At 53.9% G+C, this 23346-nt stretch carries 19 protein-coding genes, 1 pseudogene and 1 other annotated feature; of the genes and pseudogenes, 9 read left to right on the top strand and 11 right to left on the bottom strand.

Annotated elements, in window-relative coordinates; genetic code table 11:
- The first annotated feature begins 8 nt into the window (after nucleotides 1-8).
- The 3 genes from ACLJNW_RS12355 to ybaK all read left to right on the top strand — a co-directional run bounded on the left by ACLJNW_RS12355 (nucleotide 9) and on the right by ybaK (nucleotide 2397).
- Nucleotides 9-836 (top strand): lysozyme inhibitor LprI family protein, encoded by an 828-nt coding sequence (locus tag ACLJNW_RS12355; RefSeq protein ID WP_000488552.1) that lies wholly within the window; start codon nucleotides 9-11, stop codon nucleotides 834-836.
- Nucleotides 837-921: 85 nt separating this feature from the next.
- Complete coding sequence (locus ACLJNW_RS12360; protein ID WP_000421864.1) at nucleotides 922-1716, top strand: TraB/GumN family protein; 795 nt, start codon at nucleotides 922-924, stop codon at nucleotides 1714-1716.
- A gap of 201 nt (nucleotides 1717-1917) precedes the next feature.
- Complete coding sequence (gene ybaK / locus ACLJNW_RS12365) at nucleotides 1918-2397, top strand: Cys-tRNA(Pro)/Cys-tRNA(Cys) deacylase YbaK (RefSeq protein ID WP_000186618.1); 480 nt, start codon at nucleotides 1918-1920, stop codon at nucleotides 2395-2397.
- Nucleotides 2398-2514: 117 nt separating this feature from the next.
- On the opposite strand, the gene ushA is transcribed toward ybaK, so the two are convergent.
- The gene (gene ushA, locus ACLJNW_RS12370; RefSeq protein ID WP_000670399.1) at nucleotides 2515-4167 is read right to left on the bottom strand and encodes a bifunctional UDP-sugar hydrolase/5'-nucleotidase UshA; all 1653 of its coding nucleotides are present in this window, start codon (nucleotides 4165-4167) and stop codon (nucleotides 2515-2517) included.
- A 172-nt stretch (nucleotides 4168-4339) separates the two neighbouring features.
- Here ushA and ACLJNW_RS12375 point away from each other — a divergent pair, with 172 nt between their 5' ends.
- Together ACLJNW_RS12375 and ybaL are read left to right on the top strand one after the other, a co-directional pair.
- Nucleotides 4340-5560: an MFS transporter gene (locus ACLJNW_RS12375; protein WP_001251593.1), complete on the top strand. Its 1221-nt coding sequence runs from the start codon at nucleotides 4340-4342 to the stop codon at nucleotides 5558-5560.
- A gap of 214 nt (nucleotides 5561-5774) precedes the next feature.
- Nucleotides 5775-7451: a YbaL family putative K(+) efflux transporter gene (ybaL, locus tag ACLJNW_RS12380; protein ID WP_000546209.1), complete on the top strand. Its 1677-nt coding sequence runs from the start codon at nucleotides 5775-5777 to the stop codon at nucleotides 7449-7451.
- 48 nt (nucleotides 7452-7499) lie between these two features.
- Here the strand turns inward: ybaL and gsk are convergent, their stop codons facing one another.
- Entirely contained in the window at nucleotides 7500-8804 is a 1305-nt protein-coding gene (gene gsk, locus ACLJNW_RS12385) for an inosine/guanosine kinase (protein WP_000671592.1), read from the bottom strand.
- 152 nt (nucleotides 8805-8956) lie between these two features.
- Between gsk and aes the strand changes: the two are divergent.
- Nucleotides 8957-9927 (top strand): annotated as a pseudogene (aes, locus tag ACLJNW_RS12390) (acetyl esterase).
- Here the strand turns inward: aes and hemH are convergent.
- From hemH to ACLJNW_RS12430, 8 genes are all read right to left on the bottom strand, one after another.
- Nucleotides 9924-10886: a ferrochelatase gene (hemH, locus tag ACLJNW_RS12395; RefSeq protein ID WP_020839523.1), complete on the bottom strand. Its 963-nt coding sequence runs from the start codon at nucleotides 10884-10886 to the stop codon at nucleotides 9924-9926. The pseudogene aes and the gene hemH overlap by 4 nt on opposite strands.
- 228 nt (nucleotides 10887-11114) lie before the next feature.
- Complete coding sequence (adk, locus tag ACLJNW_RS12400; RefSeq protein ID WP_001220237.1) at nucleotides 11115-11759, bottom strand: adenylate kinase; 645 nt, start codon at nucleotides 11757-11759, stop codon at nucleotides 11115-11117.
- A 241-nt stretch (nucleotides 11760-12000) separates the two neighbouring features.
- The gene (gene htpG / locus ACLJNW_RS12405) at nucleotides 12001-13875 is read right to left on the bottom strand and encodes a molecular chaperone HtpG (RefSeq protein WP_023204354.1); all 1875 of its coding nucleotides are present in this window, start codon (nucleotides 13873-13875) and stop codon (nucleotides 12001-12003) included.
- Between the two features lie 110 nt (nucleotides 13876-13985).
- On the bottom strand, nucleotides 13986-14591 hold the full coding sequence (gene recR, locus ACLJNW_RS12410; RefSeq protein WP_001195023.1) for a recombination mediator RecR: 606 nt from the start codon (nucleotides 14589-14591) through the stop codon (nucleotides 13986-13988).
- Complete coding sequence (locus ACLJNW_RS12415; RefSeq protein ID WP_000467098.1) at nucleotides 14591-14920, bottom strand: YbaB/EbfC family nucleoid-associated protein; 330 nt, start codon at nucleotides 14918-14920, stop codon at nucleotides 14591-14593. Before ACLJNW_RS12415 ends, recR begins: the two co-directional genes overlap by 1 nt.
- 45 nt (nucleotides 14921-14965) lie before the next feature.
- Nucleotides 14966-16894: a DNA polymerase III subunit gamma/tau gene (gene dnaX / locus ACLJNW_RS12420; RefSeq protein WP_000121967.1), complete on the bottom strand. Its 1929-nt coding sequence runs from the start codon at nucleotides 16892-16894 to the stop codon at nucleotides 14966-14968.
- Nucleotides 15569-15633: a sequence feature (DnaX frameshifting element), on the bottom strand. Its footprint overlaps the gene before it by 65 nt.
- A 113-nt stretch (nucleotides 16895-17007) precedes the next feature.
- Entirely contained in the window at nucleotides 17008-17559 is a 552-nt protein-coding gene (gene apt / locus ACLJNW_RS12425; protein WP_000127350.1) for an adenine phosphoribosyltransferase, read from the bottom strand.
- Between the two features lie 152 nt (nucleotides 17560-17711).
- A complete protein-coding gene (locus ACLJNW_RS12430; protein ID WP_001189860.1) occupies nucleotides 17712-18089 on the bottom strand; it encodes a DUF454 family protein in 378 nt (125 codons plus the stop codon).
- Between the two features lie 68 nt (nucleotides 18090-18157).
- Between ACLJNW_RS12430 and priC the strand changes: the two genes are divergently transcribed.
- From priC to ACLJNW_RS12445, 3 genes are all read left to right on the top strand, one after another.
- Nucleotides 18158-18685, top strand: a complete 528-nt coding sequence (priC, locus tag ACLJNW_RS12435) for a primosomal replication protein N'' (RefSeq protein ID WP_001519637.1) — start codon at nucleotides 18158-18160, stop codon at nucleotides 18683-18685.
- Between the two features lie 13 nt (nucleotides 18686-18698).
- A complete protein-coding gene (gene rsmS / locus ACLJNW_RS12440) occupies nucleotides 18699-18866 on the top strand; it encodes a pleiotropic regulatory protein RsmS (protein WP_000051161.1) in 168 nt (55 codons plus the stop codon).
- Between the two features lie 69 nt (nucleotides 18867-18935).
- On the top strand, nucleotides 18936-19871 hold the full coding sequence (locus ACLJNW_RS12445; RefSeq protein ID WP_000440507.1) for an Rpn family recombination-promoting nuclease/putative transposase: 936 nt from the start codon (nucleotides 18936-18938) through the stop codon (nucleotides 19869-19871).
- Between the two features lie 41 nt (nucleotides 19872-19912).
- Here ACLJNW_RS12445 and mscK read toward each other — a convergent pair whose 3' ends face one another.
- Complete coding sequence (gene mscK, locus ACLJNW_RS12450) at nucleotides 19913-23275, bottom strand: mechanosensitive channel MscK (protein WP_000178231.1); 3363 nt, start codon at nucleotides 23273-23275, stop codon at nucleotides 19913-19915.
- Between the last annotated feature and the right edge of the window lie 71 nt (nucleotides 23276-23346).

The following is a 23346-nucleotide window of genomic DNA, read 5'->3' on the forward strand; positions in this document are numbered from 1 at the left end:
TGTTATTTATGTTTAGAAAAGCAGTTACGCTTCTTTTCCTGCTTTCTCCCGCCGTCAGTTATGCAGGGTTATTTGATTCCACTCCAGAGTTAAAATGTGGCAACGATAATGCAGTCACGGCGGCAAAAGAATGGATTTACAATGAAGCATTAGGTCGTTTACAGCAAGACTATATTAAAGAGCCCTCCACGCTTTTCTTCGATATCCCCCAGACTCAATACGAGCAACAACTCCGGGCTATTCCTGTTCAATTCAGTGATGTAATCACGCAGAACCCTCAACCAGAAAATGCCAACCTACGAACTTGCTCGGCTACCGTCGCCATGGGTATTCCTCAGCCATTATTTAAATTAATGAAAGACTTACCAAATACTCTATTCTATATTTCACAAGGGGATGGACAGGTAATAAACAATACGGTGACCTGGAAACAGATTAACTACAATATTCAGCTAGCAGACAACAACAAAGATATTGTTGTCACCCCTGTGCAAAAAACCGATAAATTGGCGAGGTCTATTTATGTAATGGCAAGAATGACGGTATCTGGTGATAGCATTATAAAGAAAAAAAATAACTCACTGATTGAAATCGCAGCAAAGAAATTTGAGAGTAGAGATCGCGAGCTTAATCAGGTCTGGAAATCGCTACCCGCCTCTGCCCGAACGGCATTAAAACAAGAACAGCGAGTCTGGGTGACCAAAAAAGAGCAGCAGTGCGGCAAACTTAGCGATGCAAAATCCGAGGCCATACCCGCTGAAAAGCGCATCAGTATTTATAAATGCCAGCTTGAAATGACCATCGCCAGAACGGCCTATCTCGACGGCAGCGAATAACCCGACCGATCGTTGACGTCCCGTCAGGGCGCATTGCGCCCTTTTCTCCAACGCGCTAGCATGAGCTTTTTCAAAGGGAGCGCGTATGGAGTTATTAAATCAACTTAAACGTTTATGGCGCGCGCTGCGTGGTACCCCAAATAGTTGGCCTGCTATCGATCTCTCCCTGCCCGGCGGTCGTCATCTGCATCTGGTTGGCAGTATTCATATGGGGACACGCGATATGGCTCCTCTTCCAGCAAAGCTGGTGAAAAAACTACGCCAGGCCGACGCGCTGGTCGTTGAAGCGGATATTTCTGGTAACGAAACGCCATTCAGCAATCTCCCCAAATGCCCGCCGTTGGTCGAACGTCTCAGCGCCGGGCAGCTAAGCGCACTGGAAAAACGGGTCAGCGAGTTGGGTATGCCGCAGATCCATTTTGATAATCAACCTTTATGGCAGATAGCTATGGTGCTACAGGCCACGCAGGCGCAACGGCTGGGATTGCGCCCGGACTATGGCATTGATTATCAGCTATTACAGGCTGCCCGCGAAATGTCGCTGCCGGTGCAAGAGCTGGAAGGGGCGAAACACCAGCTCGAACTACTCTGCGATCTGCCCGATGGCGGGATGGCGCTGCTCGACGACACGCTGACGCACTGGCACACCAACGCACGGCTTTTGCAGGTGATGATCGGCTGGTGGCTTGAGCAGCCGCCGACCAGCGTCGGCGCTTCGCTTCCCAGAACGTTTAGCCAGCCGCTGTATGATGTACTGATGGTAAAACGCAATGAAGCCTGGCGCGACGCGCTGCTGGCACTGCCGCCGGGACGCTACGTGGTAGCCGTAGGGGCGCTACATCTGTACGGCGAAGGCAACCTACCGCAAATATTGAAATAAAAAAATGGCCAATATCGCTATTGGCCCGTCAAAGAGGAATTTCATCGTTATTATTATCCCGACGCTTTCGCTTCGGATCTTCAGATTGTCGCTCAAAGTTGCCGCAACTGCCAAGACCTAATGCACAAGATTATACTATTTTTTAGTCCGCTTTCGGGCGTATGCTGATGGCAAATCACGTCTGTAGTAAGAAGGAACGTTATGACACCCGCAGTTAAGTTACTCGAAAAAAACAAGATTCCGTTTAACATTCACACCTACGATCACGATCCGAATGAAACTAACTTTGGCGATGAAGTGGTGCGTAAGCTCGGGCTAAACGCGGATCAGGTGTATAAAACGCTTTTGGTTGCCGTGAATGGCGATATGAAGCAACTGGCCGTCGCCGTGACGCCTGTAGCCGGACAGCTGGATTTGAAAAAAGTCGCCAAAGCTCTGGGCGCGAAAAAGGTCGATATGGCCGACCCGATGGTGGCGCAACGCACCACGGGATATCTGGTCGGCGGGATCAGTCCGCTGGGACAGAAGAAACGGCTGCCCACGCTGATTGACGCGCCTGCCCGCACGTTTGCCACTATTTATGTTTCCGGTGGTAAACGCGGGCTGGATATTGAACTGGCGGCTGACGATTTGGCCGCCATCCTGGGTGCTAAATTCGCTGATATCGCGCGTCGGGATTAAGCCTGCGTAAAATACATTGCCGGATAGCGGCGCAAACGCCTTATCCGGCCTACAGCAGACATAATCCGTAGGCCTTAAGGCTGCGCGCCATCAGGCAGGAAATGGCTATCCGTACCGCTATAGCCAGCTCACCTCACCATTTGGCGTAAACGCCGCCGCATCCAGCGGTGAATTTTGCTGAATAAACTCTTTCAGCACTTCCGCGTCAATAAACCCGGTATTCACGTATCCCGGTTTGTTATCGATGCGCGGATAACCATCGCCGCCCGTGGCGTTGAAACTCAGCGTCGCCATGCGATAGGTTTTAGCCGGATCAACAGGCTCGCCTTTGATTTTCAGATCGGTGAGCTTGCCCTCTTTGGCGACAAAGCTCACATTGGCGAACTGTGGATAGGCGCCGGAGTCCGGTTTCATCTGTGCTACGGCGGTGAGATAATCAACCACCTCTTTGCCGCTCATATCGGCATACACCACAATGTTGCCGAACGGCTGTACCTTGAGCACGCTTTTATAGGTAATATCTCCCGCCTCAATCGAGTCGCGAATACCGCCGCCGCTCATCACGCCAAAATCGGCGCCGGTGCGCGCGATCTGCGCAGCCAGAATCACCCGTCCCATATTGGTCTGGACAAATCTGACCTTACTGCGATCGCCTTCAAGAAGGCCATTCACGCTACCAATTTTCACCTCCAGTTGCGCTTTACCTTTATTCTGGAACGGCGTTAATAACGAGAGCATTTGCGGATTTTCTGCGATTTCCGGCGTGTAAAGTACACGCTCGCTTTTCCCGTTATCCCAGGTCACTTTTTTCTTGAGATTTACCGGAATAAGCTGGTAGTTAACCATTTTCATCTCGCCGTTACGGAATTCGAAATCCGCGCGGCCCACATATTTACCCCACTCATGCGCCTGCACGATCCAGATGCCATTTTGCTTATCCGGCGCGCAGGGCGTTCCCGGTACGTAATTCACCTGTTTTTTATTTTCCGACGCCATGCATACCGGGTCTTGTGAGTGACCGCCCACAATCATCGCCAGCGAACCGGCAGGCAGGCTACGCGCCATCTCAACGTCGCCCGGCGCGTTCGAACCGTGATCGCCGTTGTCATAATGCCCCATATGTGTGGTCGCGATAATCACGTCCGGTTTTTCATTCATATTAAGTTCCTGAATCACCACCTTTGCTTCTTCAGCAGGTTTACGAAACTCAATATCGGTGAAATATTCCGGGTTGCCTATTTTCGCCGTGTCATCGGTGGTTAAGCCGATTACCGCGATTTTTATATCCTGGCGTGTAAAAATAGCCCACGGCTTAAACAGACGCTCGCCGGTACTTTTTTGATAAATATTGGCGGAAAGAAAGGGAAACTTCGCCCACTTTTCCTGCTGGCGCAATACGGTGAGCGGGTTATCAAATTCATGATTACCGACGGCCATAGCGTCGTAGCCAATCAGATTCATCCCGCGGAAATCGGGCTCCGCATCCTGGAGATCGGATTCCGGCACCCCGGTATTAATGTCGCCGCCGGATAACAACAGGACGCTTCCCCCCTCTTGCGCCACCTCTTTACGGATACTGTCCACCAGCGTTTTTTGCGCCGCCAGACCATATTCGCCATATTCGCTACGCCAGAAGTGACCGTGGTGATCGTTGGTATGCAGGATAGTAATTTTATAGGTTTTATCTTTTTCGTAAGCCTGTGCAGGCTGAGTCGTCAGCGCGAACGCCGCCAGTAACGCTAGCGCCACACCCCGTTTCAAAAATTTCATCTTTCTCTCCCTGACTCAATATCAACCGCAGAAATTACCTTTCCTTGCAATAATAGACAAATATGTTTTCAGAATTGAGACTTCCTTCAAACACATTTCACAGGTATGTTAGGCAAGTAATAATTACACATCCTACTATCTCCAACATCGCATAAAATTTAAGTGACTTTCTATGGCCATGAGTGAACCAACCCAGCCGTTAGCCGGCGCGCCCGCAGCGGCCGCTAAAGCACGTACTTCGTTTGGTATTTTGGGCGCGATCAGTCTTTCCCATCTGCTGAACGATATGATCCAGTCGCTAATCTTAGCCATTTATCCCCTGTTGCAGGCAGAGTTTTCGCTGACTTTCGTCCAGATAGGTTTGATCACCCTGACGTTCCAGCTCGCCTCATCGCTGCTGCAACCGGTCGTCGGCTACTGGACGGATAAATATCCCATGCCGTGGTCGCTGCCTGTCGGCATGTGTTTTACCCTGAGCGGGCTGGTACTGCTGGCAATGGCGGGAAGTTTTGGCGGCGTATTGCTCGCTGCGGCGCTGGTGGGTACCGGCTCGTCCGTTTTTCACCCGGAATCGTCCCGCGTGGCGCGCATGGCCTCCGGCGGACGTCATGGTCTGGCGCAGTCTATCTTCCAGGTCGGCGGTAACTTCGGCAGTTCATTGGGCCCGCTGCTGGCCGCCGTGATTATCGCGCCCTATGGCAAAGGGAATGTCGCCTGGTTTGTGCTGGCCGCGCTGCTGGCGATCGTGGTGCTGGCGCAGATCAGCCGCTGGTATGCAGCCCAGCACCGGATAGCGAAAGGCAAGCCAAAAGCGATAATCGCTAACCCGCTGCCGCGCAATAAAGTCGTGCTGGCGGTCAGCGTGTTATTGCTACTCATTTTCTCGAAATATTTTTATATGGCGAGCATCAGTAGCTACTACACCTTTTATCTGATGCAAAAATTCGGATTATCAATACAAAACGCGCAGCTCCATCTGTTTGCCTTCCTGTTTGCGGTGGCTGCCGGGACGGTAATCGGCGGGCCGGTGGGCGATAAAATCGGCAGGAAATATGTGATTTGGGGCTCTATTCTCGGCGTCGCGCCGTTTACCCTTGTTTTACCCTACGCCACGCTGTACTGGACGGGGATTTTAACGGTGATTATCGGCTTTATTCTCGCGTCGGCGTTTTCCGCCATTCTGGTGTATGCCCAGGAGCTGCTGCCAGGACGCATCGGTATGGTTTCCGGCCTGTTTTTCGGGTTTGCCTTCGGGATGGGAGGCCTGGGCGCAGCGGTGCTGGGGCTGATTGCCGACCATACCAGTATCTATTTAGTTTATAAAATCTGTGCTTTCCTGCCGCTTCTGGGGATACTGACCATATTCTTACCTGATAATCGACATAAAGCGTGATTTTATGGCGGTTAAAGGTACGCTTTAACCGCCTGTACATCCCGATGCCATCATGCTTTGCCCATCAGATACTTATCACTTTTCCGTTCCGTGCTCTTTTTACCGTCAGATTGTATTTTTTTATAAAACACAACCATTTTTTATAAACATCCTGATTGAAATTGTCATAAACTATTACCCGGAGTTTTGGAGTCCAGCAACCAAAGGAGACGGAATGCATCACGCTACCCCGCTTATCACCACCATTGTCGGCGGCCTTGTGCTCGCTTTTATTCTCGGCATGATTGCCAACAAATTGCGTATTTCTCCACTGGTGGGATATCTGTTAGCGGGCGTTCTGGCGGGACCTTTTACCCCGGGTTTTGTTGCGGATACCAAACTGGCGCCGGAGCTGGCGGAGCTCGGCGTGATTCTATTGATGTTCGGCGTCGGGCTGCATTTTTCGCTGAAGGATTTGATGGCGGTAAAGTCTATCGCCATTCCCGGCGCTGTCGCTCAGATAGCGGTGGCGACGCTGCTGGGTATGGCGCTTTCCGCCGTGCTGGGATGGTCATTAATGACCGGCATCGTTTTTGGGCTCTGTCTGTCTACCGCCAGTACCGTCGTCCTGCTGCGCGCGCTTGAGGAGCGACAACTCCTTGATAGCCAGCGCGGGCAAATCGCCATCGGCTGGCTGATTGTCGAAGATCTGGTGATGGTGCTGACGCTGGTCTTGCTGCCCGCCGTTGCCGGCATGGTGGAAAAAGGCGATGTCGGCATAGCCTCGCTGACGGTCGATATGGGGATAACCATTGGTAAAGTGGTGGCGTTTATCGCCATCATGATGCTGGTCGGACGCCGCCTGGTGCCGTGGATTATGGCCCGCAGCGCCGCCACCGGCTCGCGCGAATTATTTACCCTTTCCGTACTGGCGCTGGCGTTAGGCATTGCGTTTGGCGCGGTAGAACTGTTTGACGTCTCTTTTGCGCTGGGCGCGTTCTTCGCTGGAATGGTGCTTAATGAGTCGGAACTGAGTCACCGGGCGGCGCACGATACGTTGCCGCTGCGCGACGCCTTTGCCGTCCTGTTTTTTGTTTCCGTCGGCATGTTGTTCGATCCGTTAGTCTTGATCCAACAGCCGCTGGCGGTGCTGGCGACGCTTGCCATTATCGTCTTTGGTAAATCGATCGCTGCGTTTTTCCTGGTGCGTATGTTCGGCCACTCGCCGCGAACCGCGCTGACCATTGCCGCCAGCCTGGCGCAAATCGGCGAGTTCGCCTTTATTCTCGCCGGACTCGGCATGGCGCTCAACCTGCTGCCGCAAGCGGGACAGAACCTGGTGCTGGCAGGCGCTATTTTGTCGATTATGCTTAATCCCGTACTGTTTACCCTGCTGGAGAAGTATCTGGCGAAAACCGAAACGCTGGAAGAGCAAACTCTGGAAGAGGCTATCGAAGAAGAGAAGCAAATTCCGGTGGATATCTGTAATCATGCCCTGCTGGTGGGTTTTGGCCGCGTAGGCAGTCTGCTGGGAGAAAAATTACTGGCGGCGGGGATTCCGCTGGTGGTTATCGAAACGTCCCGTACCCGCGTGGATGAACTGCGCGAACGCGGGATTCGCGCCGTGCTGGGCAACGCCGCTAACGAAGAAATCATGAATCTGGCGCATCTGGACTGCGCCCGCTGGCTGTTATTGACCATCCCCAACGGTTACGAAGCCGGTGAGATTGTCGCCTCAGCGCGAGAAAAAAGCCCTGATATCGAGATAATCGCCCGCGCACACTATGATGATGAAGTGAAATATATTACCGAGCGGGGAGCCAATCAGGTAGTGATGGGCGAGCGAGAAATTGCCCGGGCGATGTTGGAACTGCTTGAAACGCCGCCCGCAGGTGAAGTCGTCGCCAGTTAAGGGTTTTCCGGACGGCCCGATGCGCGCAGCGCCATCGGGCAAGCCAGATTAGCGATCCCAGTACGACTCTTCCAGGCTGTCCTCACGTTCCGGCAGCCCGCGTGTCAGACGCGGAGAATGCTGGTTCAGTACCTGATAACTGACACGGTTAGCATATTTACACACCTGCGCCAGCGACGAATAGGTCAGCCAGGTAAATTTGTGCTTACTGGAGTTCGGTACGTTGCTACGATGGTAACTGTTCGCCGTAATATCGTGCAGCAGCGCCGCCAGCGCGCCATCGCCCGCGCCGTTGGTGTTCATGATTTTTTCCGGCCCGCCCATATACGGCGCAATATGCGAATAAACGCGCAGCGGATTAATACAATCTTTATGGCGCATTGCCCGGCTAAATTCATACTGGTTAAATTCAGCAATAGCTCCCGGTAGCAGCGGATGCTGGGTTTTACGTTTTGCTTCCTCTTCGGTGAAGCCCGCCATATATAACCCTATCGGCCCGGCGGTGCATAACACCAGGTCGACCCAGTCCAGCGCCTTATCCGCCGCCAGCAGCGGGTCGTTTTCGCCGGTCAGCGCTTCCGCTTCTTCTTCATTCATTGCCAGAATCGAGACATTCTCTTTGAGAAACGCCTGCCACCACTGCGGATTATCGGCGATCACAAATTTGGTGCCCAGCGTCATGACAACCGGCACGTTATGCTTTTTCGCGTATTCGATCGCTTTCATCGTCGCGTCAGGCATCGGTTCGCCAGGCTTACAGCGCACCAGATATGAGGTCAACACCAGCGCGGAAGCGCCAGCGATCACCGCTTCCGGAATACTTTCCGCCCGTAACTGATTCATATGGCCGGGGCTGATAGCGAAGGTACGCTCGCCGGATTCGCCAATCAGCGTGAAACAGCGGCCAATCGGGCCATCTACCGCTTGCAGATAATTCAGGTCGGTACGGCTGGAAGTATTACACAGGTAGCGATAAGCGTAGCTGCCAATCTCAATGTTGCTGCACATCACGCCCAGTAACACCGAACGGTCATCCGCCAGTACCGAGTAATTATGCATCGTATTGCCTATAGTGCCGCCAGCAAACTGATGGGTGATCAAATTTTCCCGCGTCAGTTCCTGATACAGCTTCTCCGCCACCTCGTCTTCTATCACCAGAGAATGCCCGGCGCTTAATCCATAGCGTGTAATAAAATCGTCATCCACTTTCGCCTCAATATCCACCAACGTCTGGTCGATACCGACGACCCAGGAGGCGTTGGTTTCCTGTTCTGGCTGAATTTGTTGCAACAACGGGTCACGCGCATTGACGGGAAAATAGTGTTTGGATTTACGTTTACCGGGAAATTTCATGATTGTGCTTACGGATGAATAACGGAGCGCTGCATGGTAGCACATTCCCCCTGCTGCGCGCGACGGACGATGGCGTTTCAATATCGGACGACGAGATCGCAGTTTCTCCAGCCGCGTTTTTTACAATGGTTCACTTTCACAAGGAGCGTTTTATGAAGCCGGAAAATAAAATTCCCGTACTCACCCGACTGTCAGACGAAATGACAGCCGTCGTAAACTTCCAGCAACCAGGCCTTCCCCCCTGGCCTGCCGATGGCGATATTGAGACCCAGCGTCAGTATTATCTTCTTGAGCGCCGTTTCTGGAATGCCGACGCGCCGTCCATGACCACCCGCACCTGCGCCGTCCCTACGCCTTATGGCGATGTAACAACCCGGCCTACTCGCCGCAGCCGACCAGTCAGGCCACCTTATACTATCTGCACGGCGGCGGATTTATCCTCGGTAATCTGGATACGCATGACCGGATAATGCGTCTGCTGGCGCGTTATACCGGCTGCACCGTGATCGGCATTGATTATTCGCTGTCGCCGCAAGCGCGTTATCCACAGGCCATTGAAGAAACCGTCGCGGTATGCAGCTACTTCTCTCAACATGCCGATGAATACTCGCTCAACGTGGAGAAAATCGGTTTCGCCGGAGATTCCGCAGGCGCCATGCTGGCGCTTGCCAGCGCGCTCTGGCTACGTGATAAGCACATTCGCTGCGGTAACGTTATCGCGATTCTGTTGTGGTATGGGCTGTATGGGTTGCAAGATTCGGTAAGCCGCCGTCTGTTCGGCGGCGCGTGGGACGGCCTGACGCGTGAAGATCTGGACATGTACGAAAAGGCCTATCTGCGTAACGATGAAGATCGGGAATCGCCCTGGTATTGTCTGTTTAATAACGATCTCACGCGCGATGTGCCGCCCTGCTTTATTGCCAGCGCGGAGTTTGATCCGCTCATTGATGACAGCCGCTTGCTGCACCAGACATTACAGGCGCACCAGCAGCCCTGCGAATACAAAATGTATCCCGGCACGCTGCACGCCTTTCTGCACTATTCGCGAATGATGACAATCGCCGACGATGCCTTGCAGGACGGCGCACGCTTCTTTATGGCGAGGATGAAGACGCCGCGTTAACGGTACGGCGCCGTGAGTTTCAGCATCATATCAATATGTTCCGGCGTCGCGTTCAGCGCCGGAATGTACGCATATTTTTTACCGCCCGCTTCAAGGAAAATCTCACGGTTCTGTTCCGCTATCTCTTCCAGCGTCTCCAGACAATCCGCGGCAAATCCCGGACACATGACCTGAATATGGCCAGTCCCCTTTTCACCCAACATTTTTAGCGTTTCATCGGTGTACGGCGTCAGCCACGGTTCACGGCCAAAGCGCGACTGGAACGTCATCATTACCTTTTCCGGCGGCAGTCCCAATGCGGAAACCAGTTCGCGCGTGGTATCGCGACAGCGCTGCGGGTAGTCATCGCCTTCATCCGCATAACGTTGTGGAATGCCGTGATAAGAGAGCAGAAGCACATCCGGCTCGCCGTGTCTGGCGAACGACTCACGCGCGCTTTTCGCCAGCGCATCGATATAAGCGCCGTCATCCGCGTAATCGCGAATAAATGAGATACCGGGAATACGACGTTTACGCGCCAGTATCCGCCCCAGTTCGTCCCAGACTGCGCCCACCGTTGAGCAAGAGTATTGCGGGTACAACGGCAGCACGACGATATGGTCGACGTCGCTTGCTAACAGTTCATCGACAGCGCTTTCCAGCGAGGGCGAGCCGTAGCTCATCCCCAGCGCGACGGGCGTATCTGGCAACCGCGCGGCCAGCACCTGTTGCTGTTCGCGGCTATATACCATGAGCGGCGAACCGCCATCCATCCAGATAGATTGATAGAGTTTCGCGACGCGCGGCGAACGCAGCGGTAAAATAACGCCACGCAGCAGCGGCCACCACAGCAGACGAGGAGTATCCACCACGCGTCTGTCGCTTAAAAATTGTTTCAGGTAACGCTTTACCGCTTCAGGAGTTGGGGCATCTGGCGTGCCAAGGTTAGCCAGCAGGATACCGGTTTTCGTCTGACGCATTGCCGCCTCTTATCTATTCAAATTGTTGATAATTGTAGCGGAAAAGTGATAAAGAAGAACTAATTGCTGCGAGAGGTAAGACGAGAATTTGCCGAATGGCGCTAACGATGCCAGTAGGCCGGATAAGGCGTTCAGGCCGCCATCCGGCACCGATTGCCTGATGGCGCTACGCTTATCAGGCTTGCGGGATAATGGCAGGCCTGATAAGCGGTTCACTACGCGAAAAAATTAACCGAGGATTTTTTCCAGCGCTGCGCGCACGTCGGCAACGGCCTGCGTACCGTCAACTTTAGCGTATTTGGTGTTGCCCGCTTCCGCTTCTTTCTGGTAGTAGCCAATCAGCGGCGCGGTCATCTGATGATATTCCACCAGACGTTTGCGAACGGTCTCTTCCTGATCGTCTTTACGGGTCGTCAGATCTTCGCCGGTGACGTCATCTTTGCCTTCCACTTTCGGCGGATTAAACTTTACGTGGTAAACGCGGCCAGAGGCGGCGTGTACGCGACGGCCCACAATACGGTCAACGATCAGTTCGTCCGGTACGTCGAATTCCAGCACGTAATCCACGACAATACCCGCTTCTTTCATCGCGTCAGCCTGCGGGATCGTGCGCGGGAAACCGTCCAGCAGAAAACCGTTACGGCAGTCTTCCTGGGCGATACGCTCTTTAACCAGCGCAATCACCAGTTCATCGGTCACCAGTTTACCGGCGTCCATGATATCTTTCGCCTGTTTGCCCAACTCGGAGCCTGATTTCACTGCGGCGCGCAGCATATCGCCAGTGGAGATTTGCGGAATACCATATTTCTCCATGATGAACTGAGCCTGAGTTCCTTTACCCGCGCCCGGAGCGCCAAGCAGAATAATACGCATTACGAAAATCCCCTCAAAGGTTGTCGATATTTTTTAAAAAGCGCTAAACGATACCACCATCACGCATTTCGCTCAAGGAAGCCGCCTGATGCTGAAACGGTTAACGAAGAGAAATCCAGAAAAGAGAAGGTATTATAAAAAATGCCGGATGGCGCTGGCGCTTATCCGGCCTACAAACAGTACTCGCCCGTAGGCCGGATAAGATGCTTCGCGTCGCCATCCGGCAATCAGATGAGCGTTATCAGGACACCAGCAACTGGTTCATACGGCGGATAAACTGGTTCGGATCTTCCAGCGTACCGCGTTCAGCGAACAGCGCCTGATCCAGCAGCAGCTCGACCCACTCTTTAAACTGCGCTTCATCCTCGGTATCGGCAGTGCGTTTAACCAGCACATGATCCGGGTTGAGCTCAAAGATGTATTTCACTTCCGGCACGGACTGACCGGCCGCGGCGAACAGTTTCGCCATCTGGGTGCTCATTTCATCCGCATCGGTGGTGACAATCGCCGGCGTGTCGGTTAAACGGTGCGTCAGACGCACGTCTTTCACGCGATCGCCCAGCAGGGTTTTGACACGCTCCACGAACGGCTCAAGCGCCTTTTCCGCTTCTTTCGCGTTTTCGTCGACTTCATCCGCCAGTTTTTCGATGGATTCATCGGCTTTAGCGACCGACTGGAATGCTTTACCGTCAAACTCGGTCAGGTAGTTCATCATCCACTCGTCGATGCGATCGGAGAGCAGCAGCACTTCGATGCCTTTCTTACGCAGCAGCTCCAGGTGCGGGCTGTTTTTCGCCGCCGCATAGCTGTCTGCGGTGATGTAGTAGATTTTTTCCTGCCCTTCTTTCATCCGGGAGACGTAATCTTCCAGCGACACGGTCTGAGCGGAAGAGTCGGTATGGGTGGAGGCAAAGCGCAACAGTTTAGCGATCGCTTCCTGGTTGGCGTGATCTTCCGCCGGGCCTTCTTTCAACACCAGACCGAACTGTTTCCAGAAGGTTTGGTATTTTTCCGCGTCGTCTTTCGCCAGTTTTTCCAACATTTGCAGAACGCGTTTGGTTAGGGCGCTGCGCAGATTACGCGTTACCGTGCTGTCCTGCAGGATTTCACGGGAGACGTTCAACGGCAGGTCGTTAGAATCAATCAGGCCGCGCACGAAACGCAGATAGTTCGGCATGAACTGCTCGGCATCGTCCATAATGAACACGCGCTGTACGTACAGCTTCAGACCATGTTTGTGATCGCGGTTCCACAGATCCCACGGTGCCTGCGACGGGATATACAGCAGGCTGGTGTACTCCTGCTTACCTTCCACGCGGTTGTGGCTCCAGGTCAGCGGATCGGTGAAATCATGCGCGATGTGCTTGTAAAACTCGTTGTACTCGTCGTCTTTAATTTCCGACTTGTTACGGGTCCACAACGCCTGGGCCTTGTTGATTTTCTCCCAGGAAATCACGGTTTCGCCGTCTTTTTCTTCCCGTTTTTCAATCTCTACCGGCAATGCGATGTGATCGGAATATTTGCTGATAATCGAGCGTACGCGCCAGTCATCGAGGAATTCATCTTCGCCTTCACGCAGGTGTAAGGTGATTTCCGTACCACGGTCATTTTTGGTGATATCGGCAACGGTGTATTCGCCTTCGCCTGCCGATTCCCAGAACACGCCATTTTCCGGCTTGTCGCCTGCCGCACGAGTACGTACGGTCACTTTATCGGCCACAATAAACGCGGAGTAGAAGCCTACGCCAAACTGACCAATGAGCTGGCTATCTTTCGCCTGATCGGACCCCATTGATTCGAGGAAAGATTTGGTGCCGGACTTGGCAATGGTGCCTAAGTGGTCAATCACCTCATCACGATTCATCCCCACGCCGTTATCGGCAATGGTCAACGTACGCTTATCTTTATCGAAAGAGACGCGCACACGCAGCTCGCCATCTCCTTCATACAGGTCCGGGTTTGACAGAGCGCGGAAACGCAGCTTGTCCGCCGCATCTGAGGCGTTAGAGATGAGTTCACGCAGGAAGATTTCTTTATTGGAATAAAGAGAATGGATCATCAGGTGCAGAAGCTGTTTAACTTCTGACTGAAAACCACGCGTTTCTTGTCCTTTCATGTGGATAGACCTCAACAATGCCATTTTTAATGGTAAAAATACGTTGAGGGTGAGATGGGGACAAGCGGGTGTGATTTCAAGCGGAGGCCGCGAATGCCGCCTCCGTTTGTTCAGAAAATAATCTTATGGCGTCCCGCCAGCGAGTGGGACAGCGTCGTACCGTCGACCATCTCCAGTTCGCCGCCAACCGGCACGCCGTGGGCGATACGACTGGCTTCGACGCCGGCCTCCGCGCACAGCTCGGCAATATAGTTTGCGGTAGCCTCTCCTTCAACCGTCGGGTTGGTCGCGAGGATCAGCTCACTGATTTTTTCTGACGCCAGCCGCTGTTCCAGACGATCGAGACCGATATCATCCGGCCCGATGCCGTCCAGAGGCGACAGGTGGCCCATCAGCACGAAATACCGCCCGGAAAATTGCCCGGTCTGCTCAATGGCGTAGATATCCGCAGGACTCTCCACCACGCAAATCTGGCCGTTTTCCTGACGCCGCGGGTTCGAGCAGATATTACAAACATCCTGCTCGGTAAAGGTGCGGCAGTCGGCGCAGTGGCCGATTTCCGACATCGCCCGGGTCAGCGCCTGCGCCAGGCGCATTCCGCCGCTGCGATCGCGCTGCAACAGGGTAAACGCCATCCGCTGCGCCGACTTAGGGCCAACGCCCGGAAGGCAGCGCAACGCTTCCATAAGCTGAGTTAACAGCGGACTGGTTTGCATCAGAATGGCATCTTAAAGCCTGGCGGCAGTTGCATACCGGAAGAGACGGAAGCCATCTTCTCTTTTTGCGTCTCTTCAATGCGGCGCGCCGCATCGTTGAAGGCCGCAGCGACCAGATCTTCCAGCATCTCTTTGTCATCTTCCAGCAGGCTTGGGTCAATTTCCACGCGGCGGCAGTTATGCGCGCCGTTGATGGTAACCTTCACCAGACCCGCGCCGGATTCGCCGGTCACTTCCAGCTGCGCAATCTCTTCCTGCATTTTCTGCATTTTTTCCTGCATCTGCTGGGCCTGCTTCATCAGATTGCCCAGACCGCCTTTTCCAAACATAAGCTCTCTCTCTTGATGGTTCACAATCGCAAGCCAGGCTTACGATCAAATGGGGCGGATACTCTCTTCATCCAGCTCGGCGTCGAAGAATCGACGCAGCGTCTGAATGTTATTATCCGCAATAATTGACTCACGCGCTTGCGCGAGTTTCTCTTCATAAATGGCCTGACGCCATTCCAGCGGCGTACGCACCGCGGGATTATCATCTTCAACGATGGTCAGTTCAACCGTCGTTCCCGTCAGATCGCTGAGCGCTTGCGCCAGCTTTTGCTGCGCGCCGCTGGAATTGAGGTGCCGCTGCGTCGAGCGCAGATGCAGACAAACCGCGTTGCCGTTCTGTTCCTTCCAGGCATTAAGCGCCACCTGCTCCACCAGCTTAGGCAAAGAAAGCTGACTTACCTGCGCCGCCCACGGATCGCGCTCAATCGCTTCCGCCGCCAGTTTAGCCGCCAGCTCCGGCGTTTTTTCATGCTCCAGAGCTTTCTTAAGCGCTTTTGGCGTAGCCACCACTTCTTTGGTTTGTACTACCGGCGTGGTGGCCTTCCAGCGATAAGCCTCTTTCTTTACTGGCGCCGTTTCCAGCGCAGACGGCGCCGGGCGCGCCTGTACGCGCTCCGAAACCGAGGCCAGCCGCTCCAGCGCAGAGTTATTCACCGGCCGCGCGCGGGATGCGGCTGCCGGTTCACTCTTTTTTGTTTTGGTTACTCCCTGCGCGCGCTGTAGCTGATTGCGCGCCGCCAGCACCTGACTGGTAGACGCCGGCAGCGGCGCTGGCGATGTCTGCGGCGCGGGCGCCGACGGCTGCTGCACCTGCGGCGGCGTCATTACCGCCGTTGGGGCCACGGGCGCAAAAGACTGCCGCGGCGTTTCAGGCTCCGGCAAGGGCATACGCGGGTGAAACGCCAGCGCACGCAGTAACGTCATTTCAACGCCCATCCGCCGGTCCGGCGCCCAGGGCAATTCTTTGCGGCCAATCAACAACGTCTGATAATAGAGCTGAAGATCGCCGGGAGGCACCGTCCGGGCAAGTTCGCGCATCCGTTGCTCGATAGCCGCCATATCGCTGCCTAACGCGGCAGGCGAAAGTTGCACCATCGCAATACGGTGCAGCAGGCTAAGCATTTCGACCAGCAGCGCTTCCCATTCAATACCGCGCGCCGCCGCCTCGTTGATAAGCGACATGACGCGTTCGCCGTTAGCGTCAACCACCGCCTCGACTAATGACAAAGCCTGGTCGTCGTCCAGCGTACCGAGCATGGCGCTTACCGCCTGCGTCGAAACCTGCCCGTCGCCGCTGGCGATCGCCTGGTCAGTCAGACTTAATGCATCGCGCAGGCTGCCGTCAGCCGCACGTGATAACAACTGCAACGCGCGGGGTTCGTGAGCGATATGTTCCTCATTGAGAATATGCTCAAGCTGATGGCGAATCTGTTCAACATCCAGCGCTTTGAGATGAAACTGTAGGCAGCGCGACAAAATGGTCACCGGCAGCTTCTGCGGATCGGTGGTCGCCAGTAAAAATTTCACATGCGCTGGCGGTTCTTCAAGCGTTTTAAGTAGCGCATTAAAGCTGTGGCGCGACAGCATGTGGACTTCATCGATCAGATAGACTTTAAAGCGACCGCGCGCAGGCGCGTACTGGACGTTATCCAGCAGGTCGCGGGTGTCTTCGACTTTGGTACGCGAAGCGGCATCAATCTCAATGAGATCGACAAAACGCCCCTGCTCAATTTCCCGACAGTTATCGCAAACGCCGCACGGCGTCGCGGTAATACCGGTTTCGCAGTTCAGCCCCTTCGCCAGCAGTCGGGCGATAGAGGTTTTACCGACGCCGCGCGTGCCGGAAAAAAGATATGCGTGATGAATGCGCCCTAACGACAAGCCGTTCGCCAGTGCGGTCAGCACATGTTCCTGGCCGACGACGTCAGCAAAGGTTTGTGGGCGCCATTTTCTGGCTAAGACCTGATAACTCATTGGCAGGCTCTGAAACGCTGGAAGGTGGATTCATAGAAGGGTAATGCTAACACAACCTCGCCGATACAGCGAGGTTGTCTCTCTGGCTAAAATAGCAGTGCGGATAGCCTGAATCAATGCCCTGGAAACGGCACCAGGCTATAACAGGTAATCCCCTGCTTTTCCAGACGCTGCTCGCCGCCCAGATCGAACAAATTAATGATGAACGCCGCATCGGTGACTTTCCCGCCCAGACGACGGATCAGTTTCACGGTCGCCTCAATGGTGCCGCCAGTCGCCAGCAGATCGTCCACGACCAGCACGTTGTCGCCAGGTTTAATCGCGTCGACATGGATTTCCAGCTGATCGGTGCCGTACTCTAATTCATAGGTCTCGGCAATAGTTTCACGCGGTAATTTGCGCGGTTTACGTACCGGAACAAAACCAACGCCCAGCCCAAGCGCAACCGGCGCGCCAAACAGGAAGCCACGCGCTTCGGTGCCGACCACTTTGGTGATACCCGCATTTTTATAACGCTCAACCAACAGTTCAATACTGAGCGCGTAGGCTTTCGGGTCTTCCAGTAAGCTGGTGACATCACGGAAAAGAATGCCCGGTTTCGGGTAATCCTGAATGCTTTTGATGCTGTTTTTGAGAAACTCAAGCTGCTGTGCAGTCGCGGTCATGGATATATGCCTGCTAAGTACGGTGTTACTCACGGCGCAATACTTTTCGGTCAGGGGTAACGCTCGGTTACTCTTTGACCGCCTGCGCCTGTGCTCGAAAACGGTCGAATTTACTGGCTGTGAACGACAATTGCAACAGCGATTCGTGTGCTTCAGCGCTTTTGTTGCTTTTCATCAATCACCGGTATCCGCCACATAAAAATCAGCAGACAGGCCAAAATAACCAACAGCAGCACCCGCACCCACATCATATTCACCAGCCACAGCGATATACCAAAGGTCAGCAATATCAACGCGATCGCTCGCGGTTTCGCGCCCGGCGGCATGGCCCGATAGCGCTGCCAGTGGCGCAGATAACCGCCAAACCATGAGCGGTATAACAACCAGGCATGGAAACGAGGCGACGAGCGGGCGAAACACCAGGCCGCCAGTAAAATGAACGGCGTAGTCGGCAACAGGGGCAAAACCACGCCCAATGTCCCTAATACTACCGCCAGCCAGCCAATGATGATTAAAATAGTACGTTGCATAATGCGAATCGTTATCAAACAGAAGGCTACTGTAGCACAGCCTGTCTTATTTTCATCGGGGTGTTGAATTGAAAACCGCTATGCTGTTACAGACGCTGGAAGAGAGGCTGGCGACGCTACGCCAACGCTGCGCGCCGCTGGCGCAACATGCGACGTTAAGCGCGCGCTTTGACCGACACCTTTTCCGTACCCGCAGTACTCTGTTGCAGGGATATCTGGAAGAGGCTGACGCCAATCTCGCCGCGTTGCGTCAGGCGGTAAAACATGAGCAACTGCCGCAAGTCGCCTGGCTGGCGGAACATCTGGCTTCGCAACTGGAGGCGATATCGCGTGAAACCGCCGCCTGGTCGCTGCGCCAGTGGGACACCGCCGCGCCAGGGCTTGGCCGTTGGCAGCGCAGACGAATACAGCATCAGGAGTTTGAACGTCGACTACTGGCGATGACACAGGAGCGCAAAATTCGTCTGGCGCAGGCGACCGGCCTTGTCGAACAACAAACGCTGCAAAAGGAAGTCGAGATCTATGAAGGACGGCTGGCGCGCTGCCGACATGCGCTGGAGAAAATAGAAAACGTACTGGCGCGTTTAACCCGTTAATCCTGGAGAAAGTATGTCGCTTGAAAATGCCCCTGATGAAGTCAAACTGGCCGTGGATTTAATTGTGCTGCTTGAAGAGAATCGCTTACCGGCACGAACGGTGCTACGCGCGCTGGAAATAGTTATGCGTGATTATGAAAACAAGTTAAAAAGTACGGAAGACGACTCGCAAACAGAGTAATTGCCCCCTGGTTTGTCCTCGTTGTCGCTGACAGAGTGGTCGCTACCGTCAGGCAACAAGGGACAGGTCATGGAACGTCTACCCACCACGCCGCACGATGCGGTATTTCGACAAATGCTGATGCAAAAAGAGGTCGCCCGCGACTTTCTGGCTATCCACTTGCCAGAAGCCTTTCTTGCAATCTGCGATCTGGATTCACTGAAGCTGGAGTCAGGGAGTTTTGTTGAAGACAATTTACGCAGCCGCTATTCAGATATTCTCTACTCTCTGCATACCCAGCACGGCCCCGGGTATGTTTACGCGCTTATTGAACATCAGAGCAAATCAGACCGGCTGATGGCTTTTCGCCTGATGCGCTACGCCATTGCCGCCATGCAGCGTCATCTGGATGCCGGCCATGATACCTTGCCGCTGGTGGTACCAATCCTCTTTTATCACGGTCCGGAAAGCCCGTGGCCCTATAGCCTTAACTGGCATAATATGTTTGTGAAACCGGATATGGCGAAGGCCTTATACAGCCGCGAATTTGCGCTGGTCGACCTGACGACAATGCCGGATAATCAGCTTTTGCAGCATCGGCGGATAGCGATGTTAGAGCTCCTGCAAAAACATATTCGTCAACGCGATTTAAGCGAACTGCTCGACCCCCTTATCACGCTTTTAACGCAGGATCATTTGACGGACGCGCAGCTCAGTGTGCTGATCAACTATATGTTGAAAGCAGGAAACGCCGCAGAACCCGGGGCGCTGATTCGTCAACTGGCGCAGGGCGCGCCGCAGTATAAGGAACAACTGATGACAATAGCGGAATGGCTGGAAGAAAAAGGCCGAACGGAAGGGTTGCAAAAGGGCCTGCAAAAAGGCCTTGAGCAAGGGTTAGCACAAGGCCGTGAGGCCGAAGCGCGCGCTATTGCCCGCAAAATGCTTGCCAACGGGCTGGAACCCGGGCTCATTGCCAGCGTCACCGGCATTACGCCGGAAGAGCTTTCTACGCTGTCGCATTAGCGGCGCCGCGCGCACTCATAAAGCGCGCGGCCCACCGCCTTTTAGCTTGCCGCCGGCGCCAGATCGCCGCCGTTGAGATCGCGCTTCACTTCAGTGACTTCGTCACCCTTTGCGTTATGCAGATGCACCTCAAGCTGGTTAAAGGCGATATTGATATCATTTTCACGGCACAGTCGATCGATCGCGCGGTTCAGTTCATCCACCGTATGGCTACGATCGCGCAATTCACGCACGTACAGACGCAGTTCATGATCCAGAGTGCTGGCGCCAAAGGTGGTGAAGAATACGGCAGGTTCCGGATCGTGCATCACCTTCGGATGCTCCATCGCCGCCTGTAGCAGGACTCTTTTCACTTTCTCCAGATCCGAGCCATAAGCCACGCCAAGCCGGATCACCAGACGGGTCGTGGTATCGGAGAGGGACCAGTTAATCAGCCGCTCCGTCACGAACGCTTTGTTCGGAATGATCACTTCTTTACGATCAAAATCGGTAATAGTGGTAGCGCGAATACGAATCTTACTGACCGTGCCGGAGTAGGTGCCGATCGTTACCGTATCGCCAATGCGTACCGGACGTTCGAAGAGGATGATTAAACCCGAGACAAAGTTACCGAAGATCTCCTGTAGCCCAAAACCGAGACCCACCGACAACGCCGCCGCCAGCCACTGGAGTTTATCCCACGAGACGCCGAGCGATCCGAATACTGTCATCGCGCCAACAGCGATAATGACGTAGTTAAGGATCGTGGTGATCGCATACGAAGCCCCCTGGCGCATATTGAGGCGTGAAAGCACCAGCACTTCCAACAGGCCGGGTAAGTTGCGGATGAGCGCCCAGGCCACCATCGCGGCAATAATGGCGAATAGCAAGCTACCCATCGTCACGCTTTTCACCACCGCAGCGCCAGCTTCGGAGCCGTTGTAGTGCCACAGCGTGATGCTATCAAGATAGCTGAATACGGTGATCAAATCGGACCAAATCGCCCAGAACATAACGCCGAACAGGGCAAGCATTAGCAGCATCGTGATACGTAATGTTTGCTGGTTAATTTGCTCCAGCGCGATGGCGGGTTCCTCCTGTGGCTCCGCGCCTTCCGCTCCCTCTTTTACCAGGTTCTGACGACGAGCCAGCGCGCGTCGCCAGGCAATCCGGCGTGCCGCTACGCTTAACCCGCGCAGCACCGTTTGATAAAGCAGGTTCCAGATAATGACCAGATAGACGGTTTCAATCCAGCGTCCCGCCAGGCGCAGCGTGGTATAGAAATAGCCGGTCGCCGTTAATACCATTAACGCCACCGGAATGATGGAAAGAATCGTCACGGTCACCAGTCGAATGCCGTGAGATTCTTTATCGCGCCAGCTTTCCCGGCACAGTGGCCATACCAGTAATGTTATGACCAGCAGATTGAGGAAAATAACCGCCTGCCCCAGCACGTCATCCATCAGATTCAGCGGCGACAACTCCGCCACCACAGACCAAAAGTGCAGCGGCAGCAATGCGAGGCTAATGCGTACAATCTGGCGACGCCAGTGGCTGGTCAACTGCGCCGGCATACCAAAATGGCGTATCGCCACGCCCTCTTTTTCCAGCACCTTCCAGCACAGCCCAAAGACCAGCCAGAACATCGCGAGCTTTTTACTAAAGGCCCAGAGCAGATCGCTGATATTTAGCTGCATGGTCAGCAGGATCAGTCCAAGCGCGAGGATAATCAGACACACCGGCAGCGCGCGGATCAGATCGATCAGAATAGCTTTTGGCGTATTGAGCTGACTATCGTTACGCAACGATCCCACGGCGGCGGCCAGCTTCTGTTGATACGCTTTTAACCATTTCAGACGCCAGCGGATTAAACCGGCGATGAGCAAGAGCGGCAACCCGGCCAAAAAAGCAATAAACACCGCGGGCCAGGCTTTTTGCCAGTTCACCGTGATTTTCATGGCGCTGAATTGCTCTTTTAACGTTTGGGGGAACGCTTTAAGCCAGTCCCAGTCCATAGGGCGGTTACTGTTCACCCAAAAAATCTGCTGCGTCAGAATGGCTTTCAGATTTTTCGAGACGCTCATCAACTGCTGCTGGTTAACTTGCAGGTTAATCGCCATCATCAGCTGGTTACCCAACTGTTTATTTAGCTGATCCAATAGCTCACGGCGCATCTCCACCACCTGAAGCAACGCATCATGAACTTCATCATTCACCTCGCTGGTATGCCCCTCCTCCAGCTTGTCGACAAAGGCATCGCTTTGGAATAAGGCATCACGCTGCTGGTTGATTTCAAACTGCTCCAGACGCAAATCCGCAATGCGGTTGGTCATATCTTCGAGTTCGTCGGCGGAGGGCAGAGTTTGCTGCTGTTGATAAAGAATACGCGACAGCAACAGGCTGCCTTTTAAGACGGCAATCTGTTCTTTGATATTTCTTTCCGACTGCAGCGCGCGATCGAGCCAGTTTTTTACTTTAATGTTTTGCTGCATCAACATATTGCCGTTTTCGGTCGCGACAATCAGACGCTGGCTGAGTTGATGGTTAATATCCAGTTCCTGTTTTACCAGCGGGTTTGCCTGGATACGCGCCGTTTCGTCCGGCGAAATGGCCTCCTGGGCCGTTTTTTCCGTTAGCGTAAGTCGTTTACTGTTGACCGCCTCCTGTAAAAGTTGAAGCTGATGTTCAAGGCGATTACTGTTGGCCGTCACGTAATCCCGCTGTTTTTGCAGGGTGTCCTGCAAAACGGTATTTCCTTCAAGACTCTTGCGTTGCTGGTCGATCTGCGCATTAAGCAGCGCCTGTTGTGCCTGTAATAACACCTGTTGGCTGGGGCGAAGCGCAGCTTCGCCGACGTTATTGCCGTCAAGACGGTTACGGATTTGCTGTATTTGCTGTGAGGCGGTATACATGGCGTTTTGCACGCGCTCAGGCTGGGTCTGTAGCGAAACAAGCTGGCTGTTATAAGCGGCAAGATCGTTTTGCGAATTTTGCAAATCATCCAGTACCTGCGCCACGCGCAGCTCAAGCTGACGTAGCGAAAGCGCACTCAGCGTTTTTCGCATTTCATCATCATTATCGACGTCGCTCAGCGCATTCAACGCAGCCGTCGCCTGACGCATTTTTTCAGGCGCCTGCGCCACCTTCTGCCGTAGCTGTACGGTCTCCTCTTTCACCCGCTCGATTTTATCCAGCGTAGCTAACGTATCAATAAGGTCCTGCTGGACGAGCTTATCCTGGGCGGAGAGATCTTTTTGCTTATTCAGCGTATCCAGCTGGTTTTGCACATCCGCTTTTGACGGCAGGTCGCCATTCGTTTGCCCCCGGGCAAATGCCAGAGACTGACAGGACAGCAGGATAATAAGGACGCTAATTGTAATAAAAACAAAATGCTGTGAACGTTTATAAAGCTGCAACATAGTCATGAGAATGAAGTGTCTGAACCGGCAAGCAGACCGGAAATAATTGAGTCGCAAGAATATCACGCCTGTAACAA

The organism is Salmonella sp. SAL4457, assembly GCF_046548235.1.
GTDB lineage: Bacteria > Pseudomonadota > Gammaproteobacteria > Enterobacterales > Enterobacteriaceae > Salmonella > Salmonella enterica.